Source organism: Vibrio sp. 2092 (assembly GCF_033339635.1).
Classification (GTDB): Bacteria; Pseudomonadota; Gammaproteobacteria; order Enterobacterales; family Vibrionaceae; genus Vibrio; species Vibrio alginolyticus.
The window spans coordinates 22,459-46,682 of record NZ_JAWOUY010000004.1 but is presented as its reverse complement, the minus strand read 5'-3'; the positions used below and the strand labels follow the sequence as shown (position 1 = coordinate 46,682).

General features: G+C 44.0%; 23 protein-coding genes. 16 read left to right on the top strand and 7 right to left on the bottom strand.

Going from position 1 to position 24,224, the window contains the following annotated elements:
* The first annotated feature begins 8 nt into the window (after positions 1-8).
* Positions 9-1,379 (top strand): GGDEF domain-containing protein, encoded by a 1,371-nt coding sequence (locus R7P80_RS08965; protein WP_005376517.1) that lies wholly within the window; start codon positions 9-11, stop codon positions 1,377-1,379.
* Positions 1,380-1,536: 157 nt separating this feature from the next.
* Entirely contained in the window at positions 1,537-2,424 is an 888-nt protein-coding gene (locus R7P80_RS08960) for a LysR family transcriptional regulator (RefSeq protein WP_025767842.1), read from the top strand.
* Here the strand turns inward: R7P80_RS08960 and R7P80_RS08955 are convergent.
* Positions 2,421-3,029, bottom strand: coding sequence for a response regulator transcription factor (locus R7P80_RS08955; RefSeq protein ID WP_025767841.1), 609 nt, complete (start codon positions 3,027-3,029; stop codon positions 2,421-2,423). The two genes, R7P80_RS08960 and R7P80_RS08955, sit on opposite strands and share 4 nt — an antisense overlap.
* Positions 3,030-3,712: 683 nt before the next feature.
* On the opposite strand from R7P80_RS08955, the gene R7P80_RS08950 reads away from it, so the two are divergent.
* Positions 3,713-4,693, top strand: coding sequence for a chemotaxis protein (locus R7P80_RS08950; RefSeq protein WP_025767840.1), 981 nt, complete (start codon positions 3,713-3,715; stop codon positions 4,691-4,693).
* Between the two features lie 49 nt (positions 4,694-4,742).
* Here the strand turns inward: R7P80_RS08950 and R7P80_RS08945 are convergent, their stop codons facing one another.
* Positions 4,743-5,273: a prepilin-type N-terminal cleavage/methylation domain-containing protein gene (locus tag R7P80_RS08945; protein ID WP_042520741.1), complete on the bottom strand. Its 531-nt coding sequence runs from the start codon at positions 5,271-5,273 to the stop codon at positions 4,743-4,745.
* A gap of 444 nt (positions 5,274-5,717) precedes the next feature.
* Between R7P80_RS08945 and R7P80_RS08940 the strand changes: the two genes are divergently transcribed.
* The 4 genes from R7P80_RS08940 to R7P80_RS08925 all read left to right on the top strand — a co-directional run bounded on the left by R7P80_RS08940 (position 5,718) and on the right by R7P80_RS08925 (position 8,571).
* Positions 5,718-6,440 (top strand): sulfite exporter TauE/SafE family protein, encoded by a 723-nt coding sequence (locus R7P80_RS08940; RefSeq protein WP_042520743.1) that lies wholly within the window; start codon positions 5,718-5,720, stop codon positions 6,438-6,440.
* A gap of 103 nt (positions 6,441-6,543) precedes the next feature.
* Positions 6,544-7,449 carry an EamA family transporter RarD gene (gene rarD, locus R7P80_RS08935; protein WP_170890129.1) on the top strand — a complete coding sequence of 302 codons (906 nt, stop codon included), beginning with the start codon at positions 6,544-6,546 and terminating at the stop codon, positions 7,447-7,449.
* 208 nt (positions 7,450-7,657) lie between these two features.
* Complete coding sequence (locus R7P80_RS08930) at positions 7,658-8,044, top strand: MAPEG family protein (RefSeq protein WP_005376510.1); 387 nt, start codon at positions 7,658-7,660, stop codon at positions 8,042-8,044.
* Positions 8,038-8,571 (top strand): DNA mismatch repair protein, encoded by a 534-nt coding sequence (locus R7P80_RS08925; RefSeq protein WP_158173471.1) that lies wholly within the window; start codon positions 8,038-8,040, stop codon positions 8,569-8,571. The genes R7P80_RS08930 and R7P80_RS08925 overlap by 7 nt, the downstream gene beginning before the upstream one ends.
* 284 nt (positions 8,572-8,855) lie before the next feature.
* Here the strand turns inward: R7P80_RS08925 and R7P80_RS08920 are convergent, their stop codons facing one another.
* A complete protein-coding gene (locus R7P80_RS08920; RefSeq protein ID WP_170890128.1) occupies positions 8,856-10,220 on the bottom strand; it encodes an endonuclease/exonuclease/phosphatase family protein in 1,365 nt (454 codons plus the stop codon).
* A 394-nt stretch (positions 10,221-10,614) separates the two neighbouring features.
* On the opposite strand from R7P80_RS08920, the gene R7P80_RS08915 reads away from it, so the two are divergent.
* Positions 10,615-10,929, top strand: coding sequence for a DMT family transporter (locus R7P80_RS08915; protein ID WP_005376506.1), 315 nt, complete (start codon positions 10,615-10,617; stop codon positions 10,927-10,929).
* Positions 10,930-11,008: 79 nt separating this feature from the next.
* Here the strand turns inward: R7P80_RS08915 and R7P80_RS08910 are convergent, their stop codons facing one another.
* Positions 11,009-11,914 (bottom strand): DMT family transporter, encoded by a 906-nt coding sequence (locus R7P80_RS08910; protein WP_005376505.1) that lies wholly within the window; start codon positions 11,912-11,914, stop codon positions 11,009-11,011.
* A 168-nt stretch (positions 11,915-12,082) separates the two neighbouring features.
* Between R7P80_RS08910 and R7P80_RS08905 the strand changes: the two genes are divergently transcribed.
* The 3 genes from R7P80_RS08905 to R7P80_RS08895 all read left to right on the top strand — a co-directional run bounded on the left by R7P80_RS08905 (position 12,083) and on the right by R7P80_RS08895 (position 14,756).
* On the top strand, positions 12,083-12,541 hold the full coding sequence (locus R7P80_RS08905; RefSeq protein WP_005376504.1) for an NUDIX hydrolase: 459 nt from the start codon (positions 12,083-12,085) through the stop codon (positions 12,539-12,541).
* 104 nt (positions 12,542-12,645) lie between these two features.
* On the top strand, positions 12,646-13,218 hold the full coding sequence (locus R7P80_RS08900) for a GNAT family N-acetyltransferase (RefSeq protein ID WP_054574614.1): 573 nt from the start codon (positions 12,646-12,648) through the stop codon (positions 13,216-13,218).
* Positions 13,219-13,343: 125 nt separating this feature from the next.
* Complete coding sequence (locus R7P80_RS08895; RefSeq protein ID WP_054577837.1) at positions 13,344-14,756, top strand: coniferyl aldehyde dehydrogenase; 1,413 nt, start codon at positions 13,344-13,346, stop codon at positions 14,754-14,756.
* Between the two features lie 175 nt (positions 14,757-14,931).
* Here the strand turns inward: R7P80_RS08895 and R7P80_RS08890 are convergent, their stop codons facing one another.
* On the bottom strand, positions 14,932-15,411 hold the full coding sequence (locus tag R7P80_RS08890; RefSeq protein WP_054577838.1) for an aminoacyl-tRNA deacylase: 480 nt from the start codon (positions 15,409-15,411) through the stop codon (positions 14,932-14,934).
* A 156-nt stretch (positions 15,412-15,567) separates the two neighbouring features.
* On the opposite strand from R7P80_RS08890, the gene R7P80_RS08885 reads away from it, so the two are divergent.
* The 4 genes from R7P80_RS08885 to R7P80_RS08870 all read left to right on the top strand — a co-directional run bounded on the left by R7P80_RS08885 (position 15,568) and on the right by R7P80_RS08870 (position 20,548).
* On the top strand, positions 15,568-17,109 hold the full coding sequence (locus R7P80_RS08885) for a glutamate synthase-related protein (protein ID WP_225491584.1): 1,542 nt from the start codon (positions 15,568-15,570) through the stop codon (positions 17,107-17,109).
* Positions 17,110-17,295: 186 nt separating this feature from the next.
* Positions 17,296-19,470 carry a catalase/peroxidase HPI gene (katG, locus tag R7P80_RS08880; protein ID WP_225491585.1) on the top strand — a complete coding sequence of 725 codons (2,175 nt, stop codon included), beginning with the start codon at positions 17,296-17,298 and terminating at the stop codon, positions 19,468-19,470.
* A gap of 153 nt (positions 19,471-19,623) precedes the next feature.
* Positions 19,624-20,076 (top strand): antitoxin Xre/MbcA/ParS toxin-binding domain-containing protein, encoded by a 453-nt coding sequence (locus R7P80_RS08875; RefSeq protein ID WP_005376498.1) that lies wholly within the window; start codon positions 19,624-19,626, stop codon positions 20,074-20,076.
* 1 nt (position 20,077) lies between these two features.
* Positions 20,078-20,548 carry an RES family NAD+ phosphorylase gene (locus tag R7P80_RS08870; RefSeq protein ID WP_005376497.1) on the top strand — a complete coding sequence of 157 codons (471 nt, stop codon included), beginning with the start codon at positions 20,078-20,080 and terminating at the stop codon, positions 20,546-20,548.
* 79 nt (positions 20,549-20,627) lie between these two features.
* On the opposite strand, the gene R7P80_RS08865 is transcribed toward R7P80_RS08870, so the two are convergent.
* On the bottom strand, positions 20,628-22,478 hold the full coding sequence (locus tag R7P80_RS08865) for an acyltransferase family protein (protein ID WP_225491586.1): 1,851 nt from the start codon (positions 22,476-22,478) through the stop codon (positions 20,628-20,630).
* A 241-nt stretch (positions 22,479-22,719) separates the two neighbouring features.
* Here R7P80_RS08865 and R7P80_RS08860 point away from each other — a divergent pair, with 241 nt between their 5' ends.
* The gene (locus tag R7P80_RS08860; protein ID WP_033906505.1) at positions 22,720-22,995 is read left to right on the top strand and encodes a nitrogenase-stabilizing/protective protein NifW; all 276 of its coding nucleotides are present in this window, start codon (positions 22,720-22,722) and stop codon (positions 22,993-22,995) included.
* A gap of 117 nt (positions 22,996-23,112) precedes the next feature.
* Here R7P80_RS08860 and R7P80_RS08855 read toward each other — a convergent pair whose 3' ends face one another.
* On the bottom strand, positions 23,113-24,213 hold the full coding sequence (locus R7P80_RS08855; RefSeq protein WP_225491587.1) for an alkene reductase: 1,101 nt from the start codon (positions 24,211-24,213) through the stop codon (positions 23,113-23,115).
* Positions 24,214-24,224: the final 11 nt, after the last annotated feature.

Here is a 24,224-nt window from a genome sequence, read left to right as displayed (position 1 = left end):
ACCGCATCATGACACTTAAAAGTATCGCGTTGTCTCTTTTCATCGCAACATTACTATTCGTCACTTCTGTCACAATGATTGGTGCGGTGTTAATTTCTTATGAAGTAAAGCAGTTCAACACTTACGCGAATAATTTAGCCAAAATAAAACAAAAAGTAATTCTCATGGGGCTATTGACGGAAGCGCAGCTCGAGCAATACAAAGGCATGAGCGTGAGTGAAGTAGAAGCGCAAACAGAGCTGAGCTTTCAAGATGCGATTTACTCCCTGTCACCTTATGAAAAACTTAATTACGTTGAAGCTGTTGCACGGAAATCGCTTCATCAGGCTGAAGCGTATTTATCAAATGCGTTCAATCGACAAAATGCCGTTATGTATTTTCGTTCTTATACTGGAAACAAACTCATCTTAGAGAGACCGATTGAAGCGTTAGAGGGAGTGAAAGCCACATTTGATGTTGATTGGTGTAAAAGTAATTATTCTTGTGTGTTAGCTGCGTGGAAAGAGCAACTGACGGACCGGGTATTGTTTTCCCTACCATTTAAAACGACATACTCCGATGACATGGCGATAAGCATCATGAGTCCGGTTTACTTTCAAGGTGAGTTAGTGGGGGAGTTCTCGGAACAATTGTACCTCTCGCCGCTTTACAATGATGGGAAAGCGGTAGATGTTCAAATAGCGAATGGGAACAAGCAAATGGTGATTTATTTCGCTGGCTACCCCTTTCCATCATTCGCGTACACCCAATCATATGTCGCAGACAACAACAATCTTATCGTTTACATGTACCCATTCAGTAAAATTGTATTGGATTACGTGTTCTTGTTTATCATCTTCTTTTTCGTAACCTTAGCGTATTACAACAAAGCTTATGAATCTAAAGAGAGCAAACTTCGCCTCGCGAAAGCACTGACGAACGTGACGAAAGATGATTTAACGGGATTGTTTAACCGCAGAGTCTTTCAAGATAGCGAATTCAAACGTCGTTTGGAAACCGCGCCATATTCCGTCATTGCAATAGATGGCGATAGGATCAAGCGAATCAATGACCATTACGGTCACCATGTAGGGGACGAAGTTATTGGGATTATTGCTGATGCTATGTCTAAAGTGTTTCGAAATAGTGATTATCTAGTTCGAACTGGTGGTGATGAGTTTGTTGCGATTCTGCCGGGTTGCAGTATCAGTCAATCTTCAATATTGGCGAAGAAGCTTCGTAGTGTCGTTAAAGATAACCGACTAAAGACCTTGGATATCGAAGTTAGTGTGAGTACTGGTATCGCGGCGAATGAATTACACGAAACGCTTCAGGACGTTATTGTACGTGCAGATGAAGATCTCTATGAGATGAAAAAACACAGACAAAAGTCCCATTAAGCAGGTCTAGTATTGACTAAATGTTAAGTTACGGAACATAACCATGACATAACTGTTTGATTAATTTGACCAAACAGAATGAGTGGTCTTTTATATTAGAGCAGTCAACAAATAGTGATTGCTCTATTTATTCTCGACCTTACATCTGGTGTCGCACGTGAACAAAGATCTCGACTTAAACTTACTTAAAATACTTGTCTTACTGGATAAGCACCGTCAGCTCAAGCCCGTTGCGAAAGCGATGGGGAAGAGCGAAGCGTCAATTAGCAAATACCTTGCCCGATTGCGACTCCAGCTAAACGATGAATTGTTTATTCGGCATCCTCACCACATGGAACCGACGGACTATTTAAAACGTCAATTACCTAAAATTTCCGATGCACTCGAGAAGCTTGAAACTTGTCTAATTAGAGATGAGTTTGAACCGGAAAATTACGAAAAAGACATCACCATTTGTTTACCGCAAACCGCTCAATACTCATTTGGGCATTTACTTGCAATGGATTTAATGGCGCTGTTTCCCAAGGCGCACATTTCGATAGCAACGATTACAGAGTATACGATAGAAGAGATAATCCTAGGCAAAGTGGATGCGCAATTACATTACTTCAACGAGGATGTTCCGAAATCTGTTTATCAGAAGTTCATCGGCTATGCGCCTGCTGTGTTAGTTGTCCCTGAAGAGCTGGGAATTACCACCCTAGAAGAAGCAGCCAAACTTCCCTTTATCATGTTAGAGATTATCGGTTGGAAAGAGAAAGAGCAGCTCGTTAAGCGTGCGATGGAAAGCCACGGTATGGTCATCAACCGTATTGCGGCTCTAGACAACGTAAGCAGCGTATTGAAGCTAATTAAGCAAAAAAGCGCCGCAACCGTGCTACTTGAATATCAGGCGCCAATTGATGGATATAAATTTATAAGAGTGCCAGAGCATTTTTACCCAGATGGCTGGCCAAAAGTGGTTGTACAGGTGAAGCAAAGCTTAAGACATGATGCAATGCACCAGCTGTTAATCGGTGCTATTGCAAAATACATGAGCGCTTAGCGGCAAAACTCAATGTTTTCTGACTGAGGAATAGTATGCAGAAGTTCAATCAACGTGTCCGCATGGTACTTCTTCAGAATACGCGTTTTGTAGGTGCTGATTGTTTTAGCGCTGAGTGAAAGTTGTTCAGAAATCTTCTTATTAGAGTAGCCTTGTACAAGATAATGGAACACCATGGCTTCGCGATTTGAAAGTGTTACGTTACCCGACGATGGTGTGTGAGTCGACTTAAACATTGAGTAACCGCGTGAAACACTCACAATTGCGTCGATAATGGTCTCTCTTGTTTCATGCTTGCTTAAGAAGCCGTTTGCGCCCATTTCGTACGCTGCTTTAGAAAGACTCGAGTAGTCACGTGAAGAAACAAATAACAGTCGGCCACGATATCCTGTCGCTAAAATGTTTTTGGCTAAACGCATACCATCGCGGTCGCCAAGCACTACGTCTAAAATAATCAAATCAATCTTTTGGCCTCGGACAAGATCCATCACTTCCGCACTGTCAGTGGTTTGAATCACTTCAGCTGTGTTGACTACAGATTCAACTAGAGAAGCAATAGCTTCGCTATACAATGGTTGAGCGTCGATAATAAGAACATTATTCAAAGTTAACCTCACCTAATACATCAACTAGTGTGCTGTCAGGCGACAGCGCAATTGGATGAATAGGATTGTAGGAAAAACCTTGCTAAGAGGAAGGAAAATGACTCTTTCCAAAAGTGAAAATCAGTGTCTTGATTATGGGAATAGCGATGTCAGGTATTGAAATACCTAGTGATAGGATGATTGCTTAAAACTTACGCTGACAGAAAACTAACAAACTGAAAGTGTTCTTTCAGTGTTCTATGCCTTCAGATTTTCTTGCGATGCCTCTAGCGCTTCGATTTAAACCCGTGTGTTCACAAGCGCAGTTTTATACCATGCCACTTGAAGAGAGCTTGTTATACACCAGGCATGAGCACAGTAGCCAACTTTGTACTGATATCTGTTAGATAGGTTTGGCTATTGACGCTGAACATCACTTCAAATTATTTCTAAACTTTTCATTGACTCTGCCGCTAAAAGTGGAGGTGTTAATTCGCACTTTGGCCACTCATAATGTCGTGTTCAAAAATGAGACAATTTTACATGGTTTGGTATGGAAATGTGCGTTAGCCGTCCTTTTGATGGTTTACAAATTTTGTTGTAACGACTAAAAAGGACTTTTGGATTTTTAGCCAGAGAACGGCTTCTCATGGCGTTTGCATCAAACTTTTCTGATGCGTATTTTTGGTTGGATAATTGGCTTTATGAGTAACGTAACCAGCACCATTTTGACAGAAAGTGGTACCAATGAGCTTGAAATCATCGAGTTTCATTTAGAAAAAACATTGCCAGATGGCAGCACAAAAACTTGTTATTACGGCATTAACGTTGCGAAAGTACGAGAAGTGATTCGCGTGCCAGAAACAACCGATTATCCAAACGCACAACCGCATATGATTGGTGTGTTCTCATCCAGAGATGTACTGACGCCTTTAGTGGATTTAGCTGGTTGGTTAGGTGTGCCAACACGACAAGATCTGGAGCGCAAGTTTGTAATCGTTACGGATTTCAACAAAATGACCAATGGCTTCTTAATTGACAGCATTTCGCGTATTCATCGTATCTCTTGGAATGATGTGGAATCACCAAGTCAGTTTTTGGAAGCGGGCGAACAAGATTGTGTAGTAGCCGTTGTCCGTAAAGAAGGCAACCTGATCATGATTCTCGACTTTGAAAAAATCATCGCAGACATCAACCCAGAACTGAGTATGGAAAAATACGATGTGAAAGGGGACAAGTCGGTGGATCTCAACCAGAGAATGGTCGGTAAGCGTAATGCTAAAACGATCATGGTGGTGGATGACTCAGCATTTATTCGCTCTTTGATCCAAGATACATTAGCTTCTTCAGGTTACAATGTGATCACATGTAAAGACGGTGGTGAGGCGCATGAGAAGTTGATGAGCTTGATCGAGGTCGCGAAAGAAGAAAACTTGCCAGTTAAAGAGCTATTAGATGCGGTGGTTACGGACGTAGAAATGCCTCGAATGGATGGTATGCACTTAGTGAAGAGACTACGAGATACCGAAGCGTTTTATGAAATGCCGATCATTATGTTCTCGTCATTGATGAGTGAGGATAACCGAGCGAAAGCACTATCTCTTGGCGCAAATGATACGATTACCAAGCCAGAGATTGGCCGCATGGTGAATATGATGGATAAATACGTGTTTAACTTTGCGTAAAAAACCGATCAGATGAAACAAATAAGGCTGCCGATTGGCAGCCTTATTTTTATTGAGGGCAGGGAAGAATCTCTAAGGTGTAACTCTCGTTTGGAGTCTGCGGTGGCCCATATAAAATTCCGCATTGTGTAAGGCTAGCTCTTTTTTCGTCGGCTGCAGCAATGACCATTTCGCGAGTTGTTGAACCAGCCGGGTGATGAAATGTTTTCCAATCCGAGTCTTCTTCGTTCAGTCCTTGCACGAGTAACTTCATCGATTCGCTATCAGAATCAGGATATCCATATAAAAAAACACAGCGCTTTGAACCACCAATATTACAGCCGTCAAATGGTAAATCTGCCATTAAAGCACTGTCTACGAAGTTTGAAACGTAAGGCTTGCTTTCCAATCCCGCAATCGCCATTTTCCCATAACCCACGCCTAATGCTGACGCAATAGCGCCTTTCATTCCTTCCAAACGTGCTTCACGTGCATCGCTTTGAAGGTTTAAAAAGCGTGGCGCGGCAGTGACAGCAAGAATACCGAGCACGACAATAACTACGACTAACTCTATTAGAGTAAATCCCGTTTGTTTTTTCATATTATTTTCACAGCAAGTTAAAGGTAGAAAAACACTGACCGTACACTTGTTTATTGTGTAAATAAGTACGGTAATGATAAATCGATCAGTAGTATAAAGAGGTGAGTTGTAAAGTGCTATACCGACGCCGCACTAATTGACTGAATCCATTAAATGCAATGGAGAATTCACGGGTCTAATTCTGCTAGATTTTAAGAGGTCATTAATTCCGCTGAAGAAATGCTGCGTGAACAGGCGAGCATGAATCCTCTTCGATGTAAGCAAACATGTACATCAGCGGAATGAAATACAAAATGCAAATGAGGGCGAACCGCACAAATGGATTGTCTTTTTATTCACTTTGATGAATGCTACGCGGAATTCATATCGCAGTATGCCTGAGGTATTCATCATGCGAATGTGCTTTGGTTTTGTGTTTATTTTTCAAATATAAGAATAATCTAAATGGAATTCGATTCGATAAACTTCCTTGCAATAGGTTTGATATTTCTTGGCTCTTATGTCCAGACCGCAATCGGTTTTGGCTTGGCTATTGTTGCCGCACCTTTACTGATTCTTTGGGCGCCAGAATATGTTCCTGCGCCAATCTGTTTAGTCGCGTTATTTATTTCGTTGATGAATGCGATGAAGCACCGCAGTAGTGTTGAAATCGGCGGCTTAAAGATGGCGTTGATTGGGCGAGTGCCGGGATCAATTGCTGGTGGCTTGCTACTCTTTTTTGTATCTACACAAACTCTCACGCTTTGGATTGGTTTGTTGGTGCTGTTTGCAGTCGTGGTGAGTGTTTTACCGTTTCGGGTTGAGCCTACGCCTTCGCGTATGACATGTGCTGGTTTCTTTTCTGGGTTGTTTGGTACCAGTTCTGCGATTGGAGGCCCTCCGATGGCGTTATTGTTGCAGCATCAAGAAGCAAATCAGTTACGCGGCAACTTATCGGCTTTTTTTGTTTTCAGTTCGATTATTTCACTAATAGTACAAATCCCAGTGGGCTTCTTCACATTGCATCATTTGGTCATTACTATTCCTCTATTACCTGCTGCGGCGCTTGGTTACTGGCTAGCAATGAAAACTACCCAGTCGTTACCAAAAGAAAAGATTCGGTTTGGGGCACTTATGTTGTGTTTTGTGAGTGGCTTTACCGCCGTCGTACAAGCGTTGAGCCAATAATGCCATCTGCATCATAAAGTCACTGCGGGATTGCATTCCTTTTTATGTATGGCGGACTTGTTTACTTACGCCAAATTTGGTCGTTTAGATGGGCGATAGTTTTATGAATAACACTCGTTATGGCACTTTTATGGCAGCATTCTCCTTTGTGATCTGGGGATTGCTACCAATTTATTATCGTTATTTACCAAATGCTTCTATGGATGAGTTGCTAGCATGGCGAATCATTGGGTCTGTACCTGTCGGGTTTCTAATTGTACTTGGGATAACCCGTCGAGGGTTGAATTGGAAAGAAATCTGGCTTGATAAAAAATCCTTGTGGTACACGTTTGTGGCGAGCAGTTTGATGTGTATTTCTTGGAGTGCGTTCACTTGGGCTTTGACCCATCATCGGGTCATTGATGCCAGCTTAGGCTTCTTTATTGGGCCATTAGTATCTGTTGCACTAGGCGTATTTATTCTTGGGGATAAGCTCTCAAAAGGCAAACTTATTGCAATCGTGCTGGCAACAATTGGTGTTATGTATCAAGTGATTCACTATGGTCAGCTGCCCGTTATCGCACTAACGATGGGGTTGTTCTTTGCTTTGTATGGGCTTTACAAGAAGAAGATAAATTATGACTGGAGTACAACCTTGTTTGTTGAGGCGTTGTTACTGACTCCAGTTGCACTCGCATATTTGCTCTATAAACAATGGGCAACTGGTGAACTGGCTTCGGGCACAGATACCAAAACATTGCTTTTGTATTTTGGCAGTGCACCTATCACACTTTTACCACTTGTATTTTATTCTATCGCAATACGTATAACTAATTTATCAACCGTCGGTCTAATGCAATACATCGAGCCAAGCTTGCAGTTTGTGTTGGCAGTTATGTTTTTTGGCGAGTTGTTTGACGAAGTGAAAGCGGTGACCTTTGCATTTATTTGGGCAGGGCTGTTGTTCACAATTTTTGAAAGTATTATCAAAGGGCATCGGCGCAAAAAGCTGGTCAAACACCCCTTATAGTGGTTTCAATATTCTCACATATTAGCTTCTTTATTCTTATGCCCTCCATTCGAGGGCATTTTTAATGTCATGAAGCATTGGCTTTCGTTTTTTTCCGAGTAGAAATCATAACTTGAGATTATTTGACGCATTATCATAATGATACCGCTATAGTTATAGCCAAGTGACACGCTTATATAAGTGAAAACCAGATCAAGAAGGACGACATATGATCACAGCTCTGTATGCCAACATTCTCGCAATACTCATTATTTGGTTGGCTGTTCAAGTAATTAAGCAACGTCGCTTAAATCAAATTGCTTATGCAGATGGTGGGGTAGAGGCACTACAAATTGCTCGTAGTGCCCAGAGTAATGCGACAGAATATATCCCCATCACCCTGATTTTAATGGCACTTTTAGAATTCAATAGTGCTTACCCAACATGGATACATCTCACCGGTATTATTTTTGTAATTGGTCGAGTTATTCATGCTAAAGGCATATTGAAAAAAGACTTGAAAAAGCGCATTAGAGGGATGCAGGTGACATTTCTGGTGATACTTTCATTGGTTGTGTTAAATATGATTTACCTGCCATACGATAAGTTATGGTAAGTCTGCGACGTTACATTCCACCACCTTGGGTACTCGTTCTGATTGGATTAGTACTGAATATTGGCGCGATCATCGTTACTAGCTTAGTCCTTGATAAGTTGGGTAAACAGCAATCGCAGCTCGCAGAGCAAACAGCAAAAAACTTGTATTCCATCCAACTCGCATGGAACAGTGTGGAAACCCTAGAAAGGAAAAGAGAAGCTTTACTGCTGCATGTGCACATAAGTCAGAGCGTAGCGATACCTTTAGAGCTAGAAGAGGTATTAGCAGGGCATTTATCTTCTTGGGTTCATAACGAGTCGGATGAAATAAAAATTGATCAACTTCCTCAACTAATGTCAAAGATAAATCAGGCACAAGCTTCGTATAGAGACCGCATCGATAATTACTACATTGAGAATGTAGAGCTCAATGAGGTAATGGCAAAGCAGGATGAAAAGATCGCTTGGTACAAGAATATCGGACTCTTCTTGCAAGTATTCGGACTTGCGTTAATCCTTGCACGCGACTTAGCTAGGAAGCAATAAAAGCAAGAGCTAAAGATCAGGTTTATTGCGAAATGCCAATGGTAGTTTGCAAATTGCAATTTATTCTGTGAGCAAACAGTAGCTATTGGTTAAGTTTTAATGAAAGTGATTAAATAACAACCTGTTTTTGTGCACTGAAAAGTTGGCACGCCTCATGCTTTAGTATGAGTGACCCTTTCTAAGCCGAGGGTCACCTAGCCAACTGACGTTGTTAGTGAACCATCTTGTTCACAAATATATACAGCCAATCACGACTCCTTGTGGTTGGCTTTTTTTTATGCGGTCTAGAACTGTGCTTTAATCCAGATCATGCGATGGTCGGAAGATACATCCTTACCATCGCCATACTTACCGATACGTGCATCGTTAAATAGTTTATGGCCTTCTTCATAAGACGCTGACCAGTACACACCAGAGTCTATTACATTCAAATTTGCTGAAGGCAAGGCATAGTCTACCCCTAAGCCAAACGTTGAAGTGATGCGATTCGGATATGGGTGAGTTGAACTGCGGTCAACAGCGTGTTCAGCTGCACCAAAGCTTGTTGGGTAAAGCTCACCATTCATCACGGTTTGATTAACCAATGGATCGTTGTGCAGCTCTTGCATTACAGAGCTAATACCGTCACCAGCCACTGGATCAAGATTTTGATCACCCATCATTACGAATTTAGTGCCGTTCGTTAAGCCACCTGTTTTACCCGCATCGTCGTAAAAATAGTCTTTGCCTTGAATGTAATGATGCCAAAACTCCACTTCTGCTGCGTTTTGCGCTTTGTTTTTACCGGTGTCAAATACTGGTGGAGTAGGATGAGACATCAACAAGTGTACAACTTCCTCGCCATTGCGTGTTGGAATGATGATTGGCGCGTCGACGTGATTTTTCGAAGATAGACGCACTTGATCCCATTCTTCCGCTGAGTACCATTCATCACCACACTTCATGCCGTCTGGAATCTTTTGCGAACCGTCACAGATAGTAATGGTTGGAATTTTCGCACCTTCCATATCTTTCCATTTAAATGCTTGGAATGTACGTGTGTTTGCCGTGTCAATTTTATACTTAGACATAAGGGCAAATGCATATTGACCATGGTACATGCCAAAGCCCCATGCATCACCTGGCATTTGACCTGCGGTTCCGTTGTTGTCGAGATCAAACTCACTCAACAACCCTGTATTGGTTGAATAAGATTCAGCATAAGGGTATTCAATAGGCTCAAGGTTTGCTTCACCGCCCGCGCCATTGATGCTTTGCGCGACAGACAAGTAGTTCTTCTGGAATCCTTCAATGGCTGCTTTGTTTTCGCCTGTTCCCTCGTTGTTGTATTCCGCCATCATAAGAACATCAGGACGATTCTTTTGAATGATTGCTGCAACGTTACGAATTTGAATGACTTTTTCCGCAGTGGTTTTGTCTTCGGCTGCGATTGAACCGTCTAAATAAGAGGTGACCAACGCAGCTTGCTGCGTTGGTTCAATTTGCATTTCATCTACCAAAGTTTCGAAGGTAGCGCGGTCAAAAGAGAGGTTGTAAGTCGCTATTTTTACTTCTTTAGGCTGAACATTGACGTATTCAGTATCGTCATTACATCCAGATAGTAGAGCGGCGCCAACAAGGACAGCGATAGAGGTTTTGATTGCTTTCATGGGTACGTCATACCTTATAATTAATTCGGCTGAATATTAAAGTCATCAGTCATTGTTTTAAGCGATATTAGTCACACAAACGTTTTCATATTTACATGTTCAATTAGTTTTTGTGTGATTTGTGCAATAAATGCAACACTTTCAACACCAGAAGGTTATATGTAAATTGTTAAAAAACGGTGTCGTTATTGATGCGAAATAGAGAGTCCGCCACCGTTAAAAAGAAAAGCGTAGAATTTAAGCGTGCATGAGATGTTTGAGTTGTATGCTTATCGCCGTGTTTTATTTTTTATGTTTAGATTTCCGTATATAATAAGCAGTCAATCAGAAGTGAGGACGACCTCACCGCTCTATCTTTTCTCGGGGACGACCCCATCTCGTTGGGAAATGTGACATGGCTTGGGGAATTCTCTTCATTGCGGGCTTGTGTGAAATCGCATGGGCTGTCGGTCTTAAATATTCACAAGGGTTTACCAAATTCGGTGCTTCGGCATTCACTATTGTCTTTATGTTATTGAGCTTTTGGTTGCTTGGCATTGCGTTAAGAACCTTGCCTTTAGGCATTGCTTATGGTGTATGGGTAGGGATTGGCGCAATAGGCACGGCAGTCGTGAGTATTTATCTGTTCAATGAGCCAGCAACACTTATCAAAGCCTTAAGCTTGCTAATGATTGTCGCTGGTATCGCAGGGTTAAAAATATCAGCTTAACGTTAGGCTAAACACAAAACAGCCAGAGTCACTCTGGCTGTTTTTCTAAATGTCGTGTTTACGGTTCTGGCGAGGTATATCAAGCGTTGCGCTTAATAAAAGGTAACCGTAAGTGATGACCAAACGCATTAATTAATGCGCCTGTAACAATCAGACCGCCACCGACGTACGTCCAAATGATCGGAACCTCGCCAAAGAAAATGATGCCCAACAACACAGAAAATACGATCTGGATATACGAATAAGCGGAGGCTTTACCCGCTTGTTGAGTTTGCATCGCTTTGGTTAACCCCAATTGCCCTATTTGGGTAAAGACACCAACTAGAACCAACATGAAAGTCAGATATAGATCGGGCATTACAAAATCGTCGCCAATCAGTAAGAGTGAAGCGGGGAGAGCAACCAACGGGAAATAGAAAATGATCACTGAGCTGTCTTCTGTCTGACTCAGTTTTCTGACAATGACGTAGGCAATTGAGCTACCAAATGCGCCTAAGATCGCAATCATGACGCTAAACATTGGTAAAGCGCTATCTGAGCCTTGCCCAGTTTCTGGGCTTACCATGATATAGATGCCGAGTAAGCACAACGCAATACAAAGGAAAGTTGACGGCTGGATGCGCTCTTTCAAGAAAAATACGGCGAGTAGTGCAGTAAATACCGGATGAATATATTGGAATATCGTCGCTTCTGCCAAAGGTAAGGTGGTCACTGAATAATATACACACATCAGAGCCATCGTGCCCACAGCACCGCGTGCAAATAGTAATGGCTTATTATTGCCCCATACAGAAATTCGTTTTCGCTTTACATCGAAATAACTAATGATAAGTGAAACGAGCGCTCTTGCTGCAACGATTTCAAAAACGGGGATACCGTAGTTGCCGACGTGCTTTACTGTAGCCGACATCAGAGCAAAGCCGAACGCGGAAAGCACCATAAAGCGCACACCGATGGGAATCATAGTGTTGAATGAATTGGACATTTTACTGCTCATTTGTTGCGACAGATCTCACTTTAGCATACTTAGTTAGCGATTAAATCCTCTCAACTCAAACACTTCTGTCGACAAGATGAATAAACAGTAGAATACGTAGCAATTAATCTGCCTCTCTCAGCGTAACAATAAAAACTCGATATTTAAGGAGCTTACATGATCCCGATAAAAGCAACGCATGTTTCAGGCGTTGTCATTTCAAAAATTGATGGCATAGAAAAAATGCTGTTACTCAAACGCGTAAAAGGTGGCTATTGGTGCCATGTTGCAGGTGGTATCGAAGCGGGTGAAGCCGGGTGGCAAACCATTTTAAGAGAGTTAAAAGAAGAGACACTAATTGACCAAGTTGAGTTACATACAGCAGACTTTCTAGAGCAGTTCTACGAAGCAAAAAATAACCGTATCATGGTTATCCCATGTTTTGTGCTATTTTGTCCGCCTAACCAATCAGTTGTTCTTAACGAAGAGCATACAGAGTATCGCTGGTGTACGCTTGAAGAAGCTAAGCAGCTGGCTCCGTTTGCCAATCAGCATCACCTCTATGAACATGTATGGAAGCATTATGTAGATGTGGCATCACTAACGCCATTTACGCTGATCGATCAAAAGGGCTAAATGAACGGCAACGGCTTTGATTAGTTTTTATAGAGAGGTTTGTTCTCATAAAATGAAGCGTTAGGATTTGCGCTGAGCGTTCACAATAAAAAGGAATAACATCTATGGATGAAGTCACATGCCAAGAGACGTATCAAGGAAATCACTTACAGAAGCGTTTTTCCGTCTCGCAAAGGATCTCAATTGAGCCCCTCAATACGAAACACGCGTCCGCTTTACTAGAGGTTGTGAACACTCACCGAGAGAGCCTTGAGGGCTATCTACCTTGGACGGATTCTGTCACGAATCATCGAGAGGCCGTGAACTACATTTCCCAGCGAGTGAACAGTAACGCGCTGGATTCCCACTGGTGTGCAATTTATTTTGATGAGCAGCTTACGGGTGTTATTGGCATTAAAGGTGTGGATTCACATACGCGTGTTACTGAAATTGGCTACTGGCTTGCCAACAATGGGCGAGGCCATCGTGTGATTGACCAAGTGCTCGCAGTATTGATCCCTTTTTTGAAGCAGAAAGGGCACGCACAATTCATTCAGTTCCATTGTATGGAAGATAACATCGCTAGCATCAATATTGCTGAGCGTGCAGGCGCCACATTAAAAGAATACGTTGATCATGAGTTCGATATGCTTGACCGCTCTCAACGACTAGGCATTTATGAACTACGTTTGATGTAGTATCCACCCCAGAAATATTTTAATCAGAGTTCGAACTCTAACTTCACGAGCGCTACAATAGTAACATTGTTGCGCTCGTGTTAACTTGGGGCGTCATTGGCAGAAACTAGGCTAGGAGAAGCATCATGAACGCAATCACAGAGGTTGAAGTAGATAACTTGTTACAGCAAAGCCTCGAACGCTTAAAAGCGGCATATGCAGCCGAGCCTTATCCTAGTTTGGATGAACGTAAACAGCGCCTCGTTTTGTTAAAAAAATCGCTGCTTGAGAACAAACAAGCGCTGGTTGAAGCGTTAAGTGACGATTTTGGCTATCGCTCAGAATTTGATACCGCTATGACCGACGTTTTGCCAACGGTCTCGCATATTAATTATACCCTCAAACGACTAAAAAAATGGTGCAAACCCAGCAAGCGCGAATCCGGCTTATTGCTCGCACCTTCTAAAGTCACCGTTCAGTATCAACCGTTAGGTGTCGTCGGGATCATTTCACCGTGGAACTTTCCTGTGATTTTGAGCCTTGCGCCTTTAGTGACAGCATTGGCTGCTGGCAACCGCGTGATGATGAAGCTCAGCGAATTTACGCCAAAAACCAATAAAGTCATCATCGATATTTGCCGTGGGTTGTCTGAGTATGTCGAAGTTTTTGAGGGTGAAGCAGACGTCGCACAAGCATTCAGCCAACTGCCATTCGATCACCTTTTGTTCACGGGTTCTACGAGTGTTGGTCGCGCAGTGGCAAAAGCGGCAGCGGAAAACCTTACGCCGGTGACGTTAGAGTTGGGTGGAAAGTCCCCGGTGATCATTGCAAAAGATGCAGACATGAAGAAAGCCGTTGATGCTATCTTGTTTGGTAAATGCATTAATGCAGGCCAGATTTGTGTCGCGCCTGACTACGCATTTGTACCGCAAGAACGTGTCGAAGAGTTCATTTCGCTATTCTTAAAACGTTTTGAAAAGCTCTATTTAAAATCCAACAAGAATCAAAAGCTGACCCATATTGTCAACCAACGACAATATGATCGTTTGACTGCGCTACTTGAGGATGCAAAAGCGCAAGGTGCTAACCTTCACACTGTTGAAGCGTCGCCCCAAGAGGAACGACTTCTGTATCCTCATTTGGTCACGGATGTGTCGCCGAATATGCGAATCATGCAAGAGGAGATCTTCGGGCCATTTCTACCTGTTAAGCCCTACAATGCGGTTGATGAAGCGATTGATTACATTAATCAGCGCCAAAGACCACTTGCGCTGTATGTTATGTCGGACGACAAATCGACCATCAAACATATTGTACGCAACACCCACAGTGGTGGCGTCGGCGTTAATGATACGGTTTTACATGTTGGCGCTGAAGATGCGCCTTTTGGTGGCGTTGGTGAATCGGGTATTGGGCATTATCACGGAGAGGAAGGATTCAGAACTTTTAGTCATGCGAAAACCATTCTTCACACACCGAAATGGTTGCCAAGAACGAGCGTATTAATGCGCCGTAGGGCTATGGCGATAAAAGCGATCCAAAAGATCTTTGTTCGATAATAATTATGATTTGATTGATAAAAAACCGCCCGAATAGGCGGTTTTTTGTTTCTATATGCTCTGAAACGCTGGGCACCAAAGTCCGAGAAACTTCCATCGCGTGCTACCAACAAAACAAAGAAAGGCTCTTGTTGAAAGAGCCTTGTTCAGGAAATGTCGAAATATCTTGGCAAGTTTAATGCAGAACTTCACTGCTGAATCTTAGATATCTACAGTCGTTCATCAGTTCTTTAAACGCCTTTCGGTCCAGCTTAATCAGAGTTTCATGATCGCCAGCTTCAAGGTAGACATGTTCCAAGTTTGCTAGTCTTTCATCGCAAACTGTCGACATGTGGTAAGGGCTACCAATCGGTGGAATAGCGCCGTGTTCACAATCGGTGAAGAGTCGGTAAACCATACGCTCTTTCACCAAGTGGAAGGTGGCATTAAATTCGTCGTTTAATCTCGACAAACTGATTTTGTTGTTGGCAGGTAAGACCGCCATCATATGACGCCCTTCATGATCCTCAAGAATCACACCTTTTGCGATATTCATTAAAGGCACACCTGCTGCAACACCACTTTGTAGCGAGCTATGACTGTGGCTGTGATTCACGGTTTGAAAGTGAATGTTATGCTCAGTCAAATATTCATCTAATCGGGTTGCAATCGCCATATAGCCTCCACGTGTATGAGACCCATAAAAAGTATAGGTTAGTCGGGCGACAATCGCGCATTTTACTCGGCGACACTGACGCTCTTTACGCTCCTGTTCTACGCTTATTGCAAGCCAGCGAGAAAGCATGGTTAACAATAATAAATAGGGGGCAACATGAGCAAGCCAATCATCGCTGATAACAAGCCGATCAAAGTAGAGTTGAAAGCTGGGCAAGAATATTACTTCTGCCGATGTGGGCGTTCTAAAAATCAACCTTACTGCGATGGGTCTCATTCGGGAACCGGCTTAAAGCCAATGAGCTTTAGTGCGGAAAAAGACGAAGATGCCTATCTCTGCCAATGTAAGCATACCGCCAATGCTCCTTTTTGTGATGGTACACACAAGCGATTTACCGCAGAGCAAGTCGGTAAAGAGGGACCGGAACAAAAGCGAGAGAAAAGAGACAAACCAACGGCGTCTGCTACTCAAGAAGAACCAACCCTCGAGTTTATCCACCAATTAGCGAGAGAAGGACTCTCTAAACTCGGTCATCATGGTCCGATGGCTGCAATGGGGGTTCCTAGGCATTTGCTACCACATTGGGATGCTATACAAATTATGGTGGCGCAAATGGCGACACAACCGTTGTTGGAAGACGTTCCTGTGTCTACCGAGTTGATTGTGGGACCAAACGCGCGTAAGCCGCTCAGACTCGCCATTCCTTTGTTGGTGTCGGACATGAGTTTTGGCGCACTTTCTGAAGAGGCGAAAATTGCACTAGCAAAAGGTGCAGAGTTGGCAGGGACTGGGATTTGCTCTGGTGAGGGTGGCATGTTACCGGAAGAACAAGCCGCTAATTCACGGTATTTCTATGAGCTTGCTAGTGCTCAATTTGGCTACGACGAATCTAAGCTTCTTAATGTTCAGGCGTTTCACTTTAAAGGTGGGCAAGGAGCAAAAACGGGCACGGGTGGTCATCTGCCTGCAAATAAAAATGTAGGTAAGATCTCTCAGGTGAGAGGCATCCCCGAAGGACAACCAGCGATATCACCACCAACGTTCAAAGATCTTCACACTACTCACGATTTCAGAAAGTTTGCTGACAGAGTTCGTGGCATCACAGGCGGTATTCCAATTGGATTTAAACTCAGTGCCAACCATATTGAGCAAGACATTCAGTTTGCGCTTGATGCTGGGGCTGATTATATCATCTTAGATGGTCGCGGTGGTGGCACGGGTGCGGCGCCAACTATGTTCCGTGATCATATTAGTGTTCCCACCATCCCTGCATTAGCTCGTGCACGTAAGTACTTAGATGAAAAAGGCGTAAGTGACCGCGTCACATTAATCATCACCGGTGGGTTGCGAGTTCCTACGGATTTTGTCAAAGCGTTGGCACTTGGAGCAGACGGAGTAGCGATAGCAAACAGTGCGATGCAATCGATCGGTTGTGTCGCGGCTCGCATCTGCAACACCAATAATTGCCCGGCAGGCATTGCGACACAAAATGCCGATTTGAGGCAGCGTCTCGACGTTGGAAAGTCATCCCAGCAACTGAAAAATTTCTTCGAATCCTCGGTCGAGCTCATGAAAGTCATGGCGAGGGCGTGTGGTCATCACGCTCTGAATGAATTTAGTCATCATGATTTAGCGACCTGGGATCACAACATGGCGAGGCTGTCTGGGATTAAGTATTCAGGTATGGACTTAAACTGATCTCTATCCATATTTTCTGCATATAGGTACATGTTTGATAACAATTATTTATTCGCTGAAATGTTTGAAATTTTGACTTGGCGTTAACTAAAAAAACAGTGTATGAACTACGCTGTTTGAGGTGGATATTCGATTTATTGAATAACAAAGAGTGGTTACCACAACCACGACACGAAGGAGCATTATATGAGCAAAGCAAACGGCGGTTCGGTAGGTAAATGTCCAGTTATGCATGGTGGGCAAACATCTACAGATAAGTCGGTGATGGATTGGTGGCCGAATGCCTTGAACTTAGACATCCTGCATCAACACGACTCCAAAACCAACCCATTTGGCCAGGACTTTAATTACAAAGAAGAACTGAAAAAGTTAGATGTCGAAGCACTTAAAAAAGATTTAAAAGATTTAATGACTGATAGCCAAGACTGGTGGCCTGCCGACTGGGGACACTACGGTGGTTTAATGATCCGAATGGCATGGCATGCAGCGGGCAGTTATCGTATTGCGGATGGCCGTGGCGGTGCTGCTACAGGCAACCAACGCTTTGCTCCTCTCAACTCTTGGCCAGATAACGCCAACCTGGATAAGGCTCGACGCCTTTTATGGCCAATCAAGAAAAAATATGGCAACAAACTAAGTTGGGCAGACCTGATTGTCCTTGCCGGTAACATGGCGTACGAATCCATGGGCTTTAAGACCTTTGGCTTTGCGTTTGGACGAGAGGACATCTGGCACCCAGAAAAAGACACTTACTGGGGCTCTGAGCAAGAATGGTTAGCCACAAGTGACGCTGATAACAGCCGCTACTCTGGTGAGCGAGATTTAGAAAACCCGCTTGCTGCGGTAATGATGGGTCTTATCTATGTGAACCCTGAAGGGGTAGACGGTAACCCAGATCCTCTCAAAACAGCGCATGACATGCGAGTGACCTTTGCGCGAATGGCTATGAACGATGAAGAAACCGTCGCTCTCACAGCTGGTGGTCACACGGTGGGTAAGTGTCATGGTAATGGTGATGCCGCAAACCTTGGCCCAGAGCCCGAAGCAGCAGACGTTCATGAGCAAGGTCTTGGCTGGATTAATCACAAAACACGTGGCATTGGCCGTGACACGGTAACGAGTGGTATTGAAGGTGCTTGGACAACACACCCTACACAATGGGATTACGGATACTTCCACCTACTATTTAAGTATGACTGGGAACTGAAAAAGAGCCCAGCAGGTGCATGGCAATGGGAGCCAATCGACATTGAAGAACAAGACAAGCCTGTCGATGTTGAAGACGGTTCTAAGCGCTACAATCCAATCATGACCGACGCCGATATGGCGCTCAAAATGGACCCTGAATATCGTAAGATTACAGAAAAGTTCCAAAATGACCCTGCGTACTTTGATGACGTTTTTGCTCGTGCCTGGTTTAAGTTGACACACCGCGATCTAGGACCAAAATCATGTTATTTCGGCCCTGATGTGCCAAGCGAAGATCTTATTTGGCAAGACCCAACGCCCGCAGGTAAGACAGACTACGATGTTGATTTAGTAAAAACAAAAATCGAAGCAAGTGGCCTATCCATTAGTGAGTTAGTAAGTACGGCGTGGGATAGTGCGCGTACTTACCGTGGCTCTGACCGCCGAGGCGGTGCAAATGGCGCGAGAATTCGCTTGGCTCCGCAAAAAGATTGGCAAGGGAACGAACCTGAACGTCTAAGACGTGTTCTTGCGGTGTTAGAAAAAATAGCAGCAGAAGAGGGCTGTAGTGTTGCAGATGCTATCGTGCTTGCTGGTAACGTAGGTATTGAACTGGCTGCGCGTGCCGCAGGTCATGATGTATCTGTGCCATTCACGCCAGGCCGAGGTGATGCCACCCAAGAGATGACGGATGTTGAATCATTCGAAGTACTTGAGCCTGTTGCTGACGGTTTCCGAAATTGGTTGAAGAAAGACTACGCGGTTAAGCCAGAAGAGCTTTTATTAGATCGTGCTCAGCTTATGGGATTAACGGCGCCAGAAATGACGGTACTTATTGGTGGTATGCGCGTTCTAGGCAGTAACTACGGCGGTGGAAAAGAGGGCGTATTTACTGACCGAGTCGGCACTTTGTCGAATGATTTCTTCGTGAACCTTACTGACATGGCATATACGTGGAAACCAGTGAGTGCTAATCAATATGAAATCCGTGATCGTAAAACCGACGCTGTGAAGTGGACGGCAACCCGTGTGGATCTTGTCTTTGGTTCAAACTCGATCCTGCGTTCGTATGCGGAAGTGTATGCGCAAGATGATAATCAGGAAAAATTCATCCATGACTTCATCGCCGCATGGACGAAAGTCATGAACGCGGATCGTTTTGACTTGCAATAAGTGAAACGATGCCCGTCGGTAGATGGGTTGATGAATAAGTAAGAGAGGCGGGCGAAAAGCTCGCCTTTTTCTTTACCTATCTTTTTACTTTGATTGAAAGTTAAGCTCATTTGAACCATAATAACTGGACCATATGAACCATAGGAGCTTGATATGGCAACTGCAGCATTAAAAAGCTTCAAACCGAAACAACCTCATAAAGCCAATTTCTGGTTTATGTTGGGTATTGAAGACGCTGAAACAGGTCGCACTGATGCGGTTCACAAAGGCTTTGAGCCAAAGGTGTATCGCAATATTGTTGAGCGTGTGAAGCTTTCTCAGAGTGAGTTTCAAAACGTCACATTGATACCTGTCAGCACGGTCAAGCGTCGTCTAAAAAACGATGAACGCTTCAATACGCAAGAAAGTGATGCAATCTATCGATTAGCGATGTTATTGAAACTCGCGACAGAACTGTTTGACGACGAAGAGCGCGCGTTAAAATGGATGAGAGAGAATGTGTATGGCTTAGGTGGAAAACGTCCACTTGATATGGTCTCGACCACGGTGGATTTTGAAATCGTAAAAGATTTGATCGGCCGTTTAGAGCACGGGGTATTCTCGTAATATGAAGCTCTATCGTCTCACACAAAAGAAATTTGCTGACACGCCATTCAGCCCCGTTGGCGCAAAGTTATTTGGAGGGCGATGGAACTCAAAAGGAACCGAAGCCCTCTATTTCTCTGAATCGGAATCCCTTTGCTCGTTGGAAGTGTTTGTTCACGTAAACAACGATCCTGCTATCACCAAACTTTACGATTTATATCGTATTGAAATGCCAGAATACCTCATCGCCACCTTAGATGAAGAAGATCTCCCTGTGACGTGGCGAGCAATACCGGCGAGCGAGTCTACGCAGTACATTGGTGACCAGTTTCTCAATGATCCTCATCCTGAGTTTGCCGCGCTGCAAGTGCCTTCAACGATTTCACCTCGTGATAAAAACTACGTGGTGAACCCAAATCATCCCAAAATGAAAGAGATCATCAAGAAAGCCGAAAAGCTCGATTTCGCGTTTGATCCGCGCATTTTCAAATAGACGCCTAGCTTTGTCTTGCTTTAAAGCATTCAGCGCTTACCTGAGATAAGCGCTGAAGCATAAAAGTTTATTTCCTTGGTTATTGTCGGTCGTAAGTGAACTGTTGCGCTTCATTTGTAGTGTTGAGGTAATGCCCAAGCACCAACTCAGCACCTTTGTAAGATAAATGGCTGTCATCCGTATACATCGCATTGTTTGCTCCAACTCTCATTCGACATACGCCATTTCTGCAAATGGCATCGGTCAAGTCGACAAACTCAACGTGCTCAAATTGCTCAAAGTAGTTCACTAACTTCGCCACGTTTTGAGGGTGATGTTGTTTGGGAGAAAAGTCGCAGGCAGACTCTTCTGTCTCGCCAAACAAACGCGCTTTCCAAAGGCATTCTCCTACCGCAAACGGTGCAGAAGGGGTTGGACCGAAAACGACCACTTCCTTTCCTTTCAGTTCATTCAATAATTTGGTTAATGATGCTTCATAATCGGCTTGTGAAAGCTCTTTATTGAAATTAGAAGAGATAACAACGCGACGAATGGAAGGGGTACTTAGAATGGTATCGACAGCCTCATTGAAGAACTGTCGGCAAGGAACTGAGCCAGCACCTTTGATGGTGTCGACATAACCGACCGCACAGGAATCTTGAGTAAGTTGCACCACGCCAGTTGGTGTTACTTCAGATAGACGCTTCACGTAAACCATGCTGTGACTATTGCCTAACACAGCGATGGCGGGCTGCGGCGCAGACGAGCACACATCGTTAACGTTGGTGTTGCCGTTGCAATCTAAACCATAACCGTTGTTAACGCGCATGGCCTCGAAAAATGCGCTTCTTTCTGGAAAACCACCGTTTTGATGACCGATAACGCCGAGCGTTAGCAAGGGCAACGTCAACAACACAATAACCGCGGACACAGTGCGCATGCTCATGGCTTTTCGGCTACGGAACGGCTTTTCAATAAAGCGCCAAGTGAAGTAAGACAGTACAAAAAGAGCGATAACGTAAAGCGGGATATTGACGTCTTGTGTTGTGTCCAACATGTAGCGGTAAAAGACAAATAATGGAATGTGCCACAAGTATAAGCTGTAGCTGATTAAGCCGACGAACACGACCCACTTTAGGCTCAGTAATCTACCGCAGACATTGTCTTTAGAGGCAAACAAAATCACCAACGCGCTACCGATGACCGGCACCAGCAGCGTAATGCCCGCGCCATCTTGCGATTTTTCAAACAAAAGCGCGGAAGCCAATATCAAAACGATGCCAATGGTTGCTAGAGTATCGTTAGATTGAACTTGGACTTTTCTCATCACTAATGCGAGTAATGAACCGCTTGCCAGTTCCCAAGCGCGAGAGAAGATCATGTAGAAGGCGAAATCAGGGTCGTTGCTCGCGTAGACAATAGTCATCAAACTGAGCACAAATACCGTGATAAAAAAAGTCAGGTAAAACGCGTTTTTACCACGAGCGAGTAGCATGAGTAGCAAAGGAGTGACAATGTAGTACTGTTCTTCAACGCCCAAGCTCCATGTGTGGAACAGCGGGTTGGCTTGATCTTCTAAACCGAAGTAATTGTGGCCTTTTAAATACAGAAGAATGTTGGATGCGGAAAGAATGGAAGACACTGCAAATTGACCAACGTCTTTGTGTGCTTGCGGCAAAAATAGCCACCAAGACATCAAATAGCTGACGGCGATCACCACCAGTAAGAGGGGGAGTATGCGACGAATGCGTCGCTCATAAAAATCACCAAGGCTGAACTTCTGGTTTTCTAAGTCGTTAATCACGATGATAGTGATCAAATAGCCGCTGATCACAAAGAACACGTCGACGCCAATAAAGCCACCAGCGAATTGCTCAACTCCTGCATGAAACAAAATCACCAACGTGACAGCAATCGCCCTTAATCCGTCTACTTCTGCTCTGTAAGTCATATCGTGTTGCTCCAACATTCCGTTTAATGAAGTAGAGCAAAATATGAACCAGAAATAATGTTTATTTAAATCAGTGCCTTAAAGTGATTGTCAAAATGAAAATGCTAGGTGGGTTAACGAATTCCCAAATTGAATTTCAATATGGAAAACCCATAAAGAATGATCTTAAGAAGCGCTAAATCAAAGAACGTAAAGCGCGAGGCACTTAGACTCCATTGAAAATGATTACGCTAAAGAAACGATGACAGAGAATACGATTCAGGAAAAAATTGCCAGCTTTACTTGTATCGAAGAGGCTTTGAATTACTTCGACATCGAGTTTGATAGCCGATTTATCGAAAACAATCGAACCGAGTTGGTTAAGAGGTTTCACGGCTACTTAATCCTCACTAAACCGGATGATTGGTTTTCAGGTCGTCGTGCCTTAAAGAATGCTTACTGTAAAGTACAACGCAGTTTGCTCAGTAAAAAGACGCGCTCTGCGTGTCGAGGTTGTACATCTTGTCAAAGACGTTAATTCTGATGGCTTGCCTAAAAAGAACCCTGCATCTTGGCGTTACAGGGGGAAGAGCAAGGTTCTTTTGGTTTCGCTATTGGTTTGTCGCGAGTTGCGAATCAGCTTTACGTAGATGAATTAACCCGCGTGGTACGCAGGGTAGTCCACTAAGCCTTTTTCACCGCCGCCGAACAATGTGGCAGGGTCATGTTCTGCCAGTGGATAGCCATGCTTGATGCGGCTTGGTAAGTCGGGGTTTGCAACAAACGGACGGCCAAAGCCAATCATGTCAGCTAAACCACTTTCGATCGCGTGTTGCGCCTTTTCATCGTTGTAACGACCGGCATAAATCAGTGTACCTTTGTACGCCTCACGAACTGCGGTTTTAAAGTTGTGCGGAGTGTCTGGCGCGTCGTCCCAATCCACTTCTGCAATGTGAATGTAAACCACATTGAGTTTATCAAGCAGCGCTGCAGCGGCGGTGTAGGTTTCGACTGGCGTACTATCAACGGTGCCATTTAACGAAGTGAATGGTGCAAGACGAACACCAACGCGCTCAGCGCCAATAGCTTGCGTCATCGCTTCTATCACTTCACCAAGAAAACGCAGACGGTTTTCAATAGAGCCACCGTATTCATCGGTGCGGTTATTCGCTTCAGAATCGATAAACTGGTTAACCAAGTAGCCATTCGCTGCATGAAGCTCGATACCATCGAATCCGGCTTCCATCGCGTTTAGTGCGGCTTGGCGGTACTCTTCAATAACGTTCTTGATGTCTTGTTTGGTCATTTCACGTGGCACAACCACGTCGACAAAACCCGGTTCGTCTGTGCCGTTATCGACAAATACTTTCACGTTTTCTGCTTTTAGCGCAGAAGAAGAAATAGGTTGCTCACCGCCAATGTTATCAGGGTGAGTCACACGACCAACGTGCCATAATTGCGCGAAGATAACGCCGCCTTTCTCGTGCACTGCATCAGTTACTTTTTTCCAGCCAGCAATTTGCTCTGGGCTGTAAATGCCTGGTGTCCATGCATAGCCTTGACCCATTGGCGAAATTTGTGTGCCTTCAGCAACGATTAGGCCCGCTTCAGCACGTTGAGCATAGTAGGTCGCCATCATGTCGTTAGCGATATTACCTGGTTGAGAAGCACGAGAGCGCGTCATCGGAGGCATAACGATACGGTTTTTTAATGAGAGAGAGCCAAGTTGAATGGGTTGAAATAATGCGTCTGTCATAGGAAACCTCG

What these genes read in the sequence shown, in the direction of transcription:
- R7P80_RS08965 (WP_005376517.1), top strand. Translation starts at nt 9, where the DNA reads ATGACACTTAAAAGTATCGCGTTGTCTCTTTTCATCGCAACATTACTA.
- R7P80_RS08950 (WP_025767840.1), top strand. Translation starts at nt 3,713, where the DNA reads ATGAGTAACGTAACCAGCACCATTTTGACAGAAAGTGGTACCAATGAG.
- R7P80_RS08945 (WP_042520741.1), bottom strand. Translation starts at nt 5,273, where the DNA reads ATGAAAAAACAAACGGGATTTACTCTAATAGAGTTAGTCGTAGTTATT.
- R7P80_RS08940 (WP_042520743.1), top strand. Translation starts at nt 5,718, where the DNA reads ATGGAATTCGATTCGATAAACTTCCTTGCAATAGGTTTGATATTTCTT.
- rarD (WP_170890129.1), top strand. Translation starts at nt 6,544, where the DNA reads ATGAATAACACTCGTTATGGCACTTTTATGGCAGCATTCTCCTTTGTG.
- R7P80_RS08930 (WP_005376510.1), top strand. Translation starts at nt 7,658, where the DNA reads ATGATCACAGCTCTGTATGCCAACATTCTCGCAATACTCATTATTTGG.
- R7P80_RS08925 (WP_158173471.1), top strand. Translation starts at nt 8,038, where the DNA reads ATGGTAAGTCTGCGACGTTACATTCCACCACCTTGGGTACTCGTTCTG.
- R7P80_RS08920 (WP_170890128.1), bottom strand. Translation starts at nt 10,220, where the DNA reads ATGAAAGCAATCAAAACCTCTATCGCTGTCCTTGTTGGCGCCGCTCTA.
- R7P80_RS08915 (WP_005376506.1), top strand. Translation starts at nt 10,615, where the DNA reads ATGGCTTGGGGAATTCTCTTCATTGCGGGCTTGTGTGAAATCGCATGG.
- R7P80_RS08910 (WP_005376505.1), bottom strand. Translation starts at nt 11,914, where the DNA reads ATGTCCAATTCATTCAACACTATGATTCCCATCGGTGTGCGCTTTATG.
- R7P80_RS08905 (WP_005376504.1), top strand. Translation starts at nt 12,083, where the DNA reads ATGATCCCGATAAAAGCAACGCATGTTTCAGGCGTTGTCATTTCAAAA.
- R7P80_RS08900 (WP_054574614.1), top strand. Translation starts at nt 12,646, where the DNA reads ATGGATGAAGTCACATGCCAAGAGACGTATCAAGGAAATCACTTACAG.
- R7P80_RS08895 (WP_054577837.1), top strand. Translation starts at nt 13,344, where the DNA reads ATGAACGCAATCACAGAGGTTGAAGTAGATAACTTGTTACAGCAAAGC.
- R7P80_RS08890 (WP_054577838.1), bottom strand. Translation starts at nt 15,411, where the DNA reads ATGGCGATTGCAACCCGATTAGATGAATATTTGACTGAGCATAACATT.
- R7P80_RS08885 (WP_225491584.1), top strand. Translation starts at nt 15,568, where the DNA reads ATGAGCAAGCCAATCATCGCTGATAACAAGCCGATCAAAGTAGAGTTG.
- katG (WP_225491585.1), top strand. Translation starts at nt 17,296, where the DNA reads ATGAGCAAAGCAAACGGCGGTTCGGTAGGTAAATGTCCAGTTATGCAT.
- R7P80_RS08875 (WP_005376498.1), top strand. Translation starts at nt 19,624, where the DNA reads ATGGCAACTGCAGCATTAAAAAGCTTCAAACCGAAACAACCTCATAAA.
- R7P80_RS08870 (WP_005376497.1), top strand. Translation starts at nt 20,078, where the DNA reads ATGAAGCTCTATCGTCTCACACAAAAGAAATTTGCTGACACGCCATTC.
- R7P80_RS08865 (WP_225491586.1), bottom strand. Translation starts at nt 22,478, where the DNA reads ATGACTTACAGAGCAGAAGTAGACGGATTAAGGGCGATTGCTGTCACG.
- R7P80_RS08860 (WP_033906505.1), top strand. Translation starts at nt 22,720, where the DNA reads ATGACAGAGAATACGATTCAGGAAAAAATTGCCAGCTTTACTTGTATC.
- R7P80_RS08855 (WP_225491587.1), bottom strand. Translation starts at nt 24,213, where the DNA reads ATGACAGACGCATTATTTCAACCCATTCAACTTGGCTCTCTCTCATTA.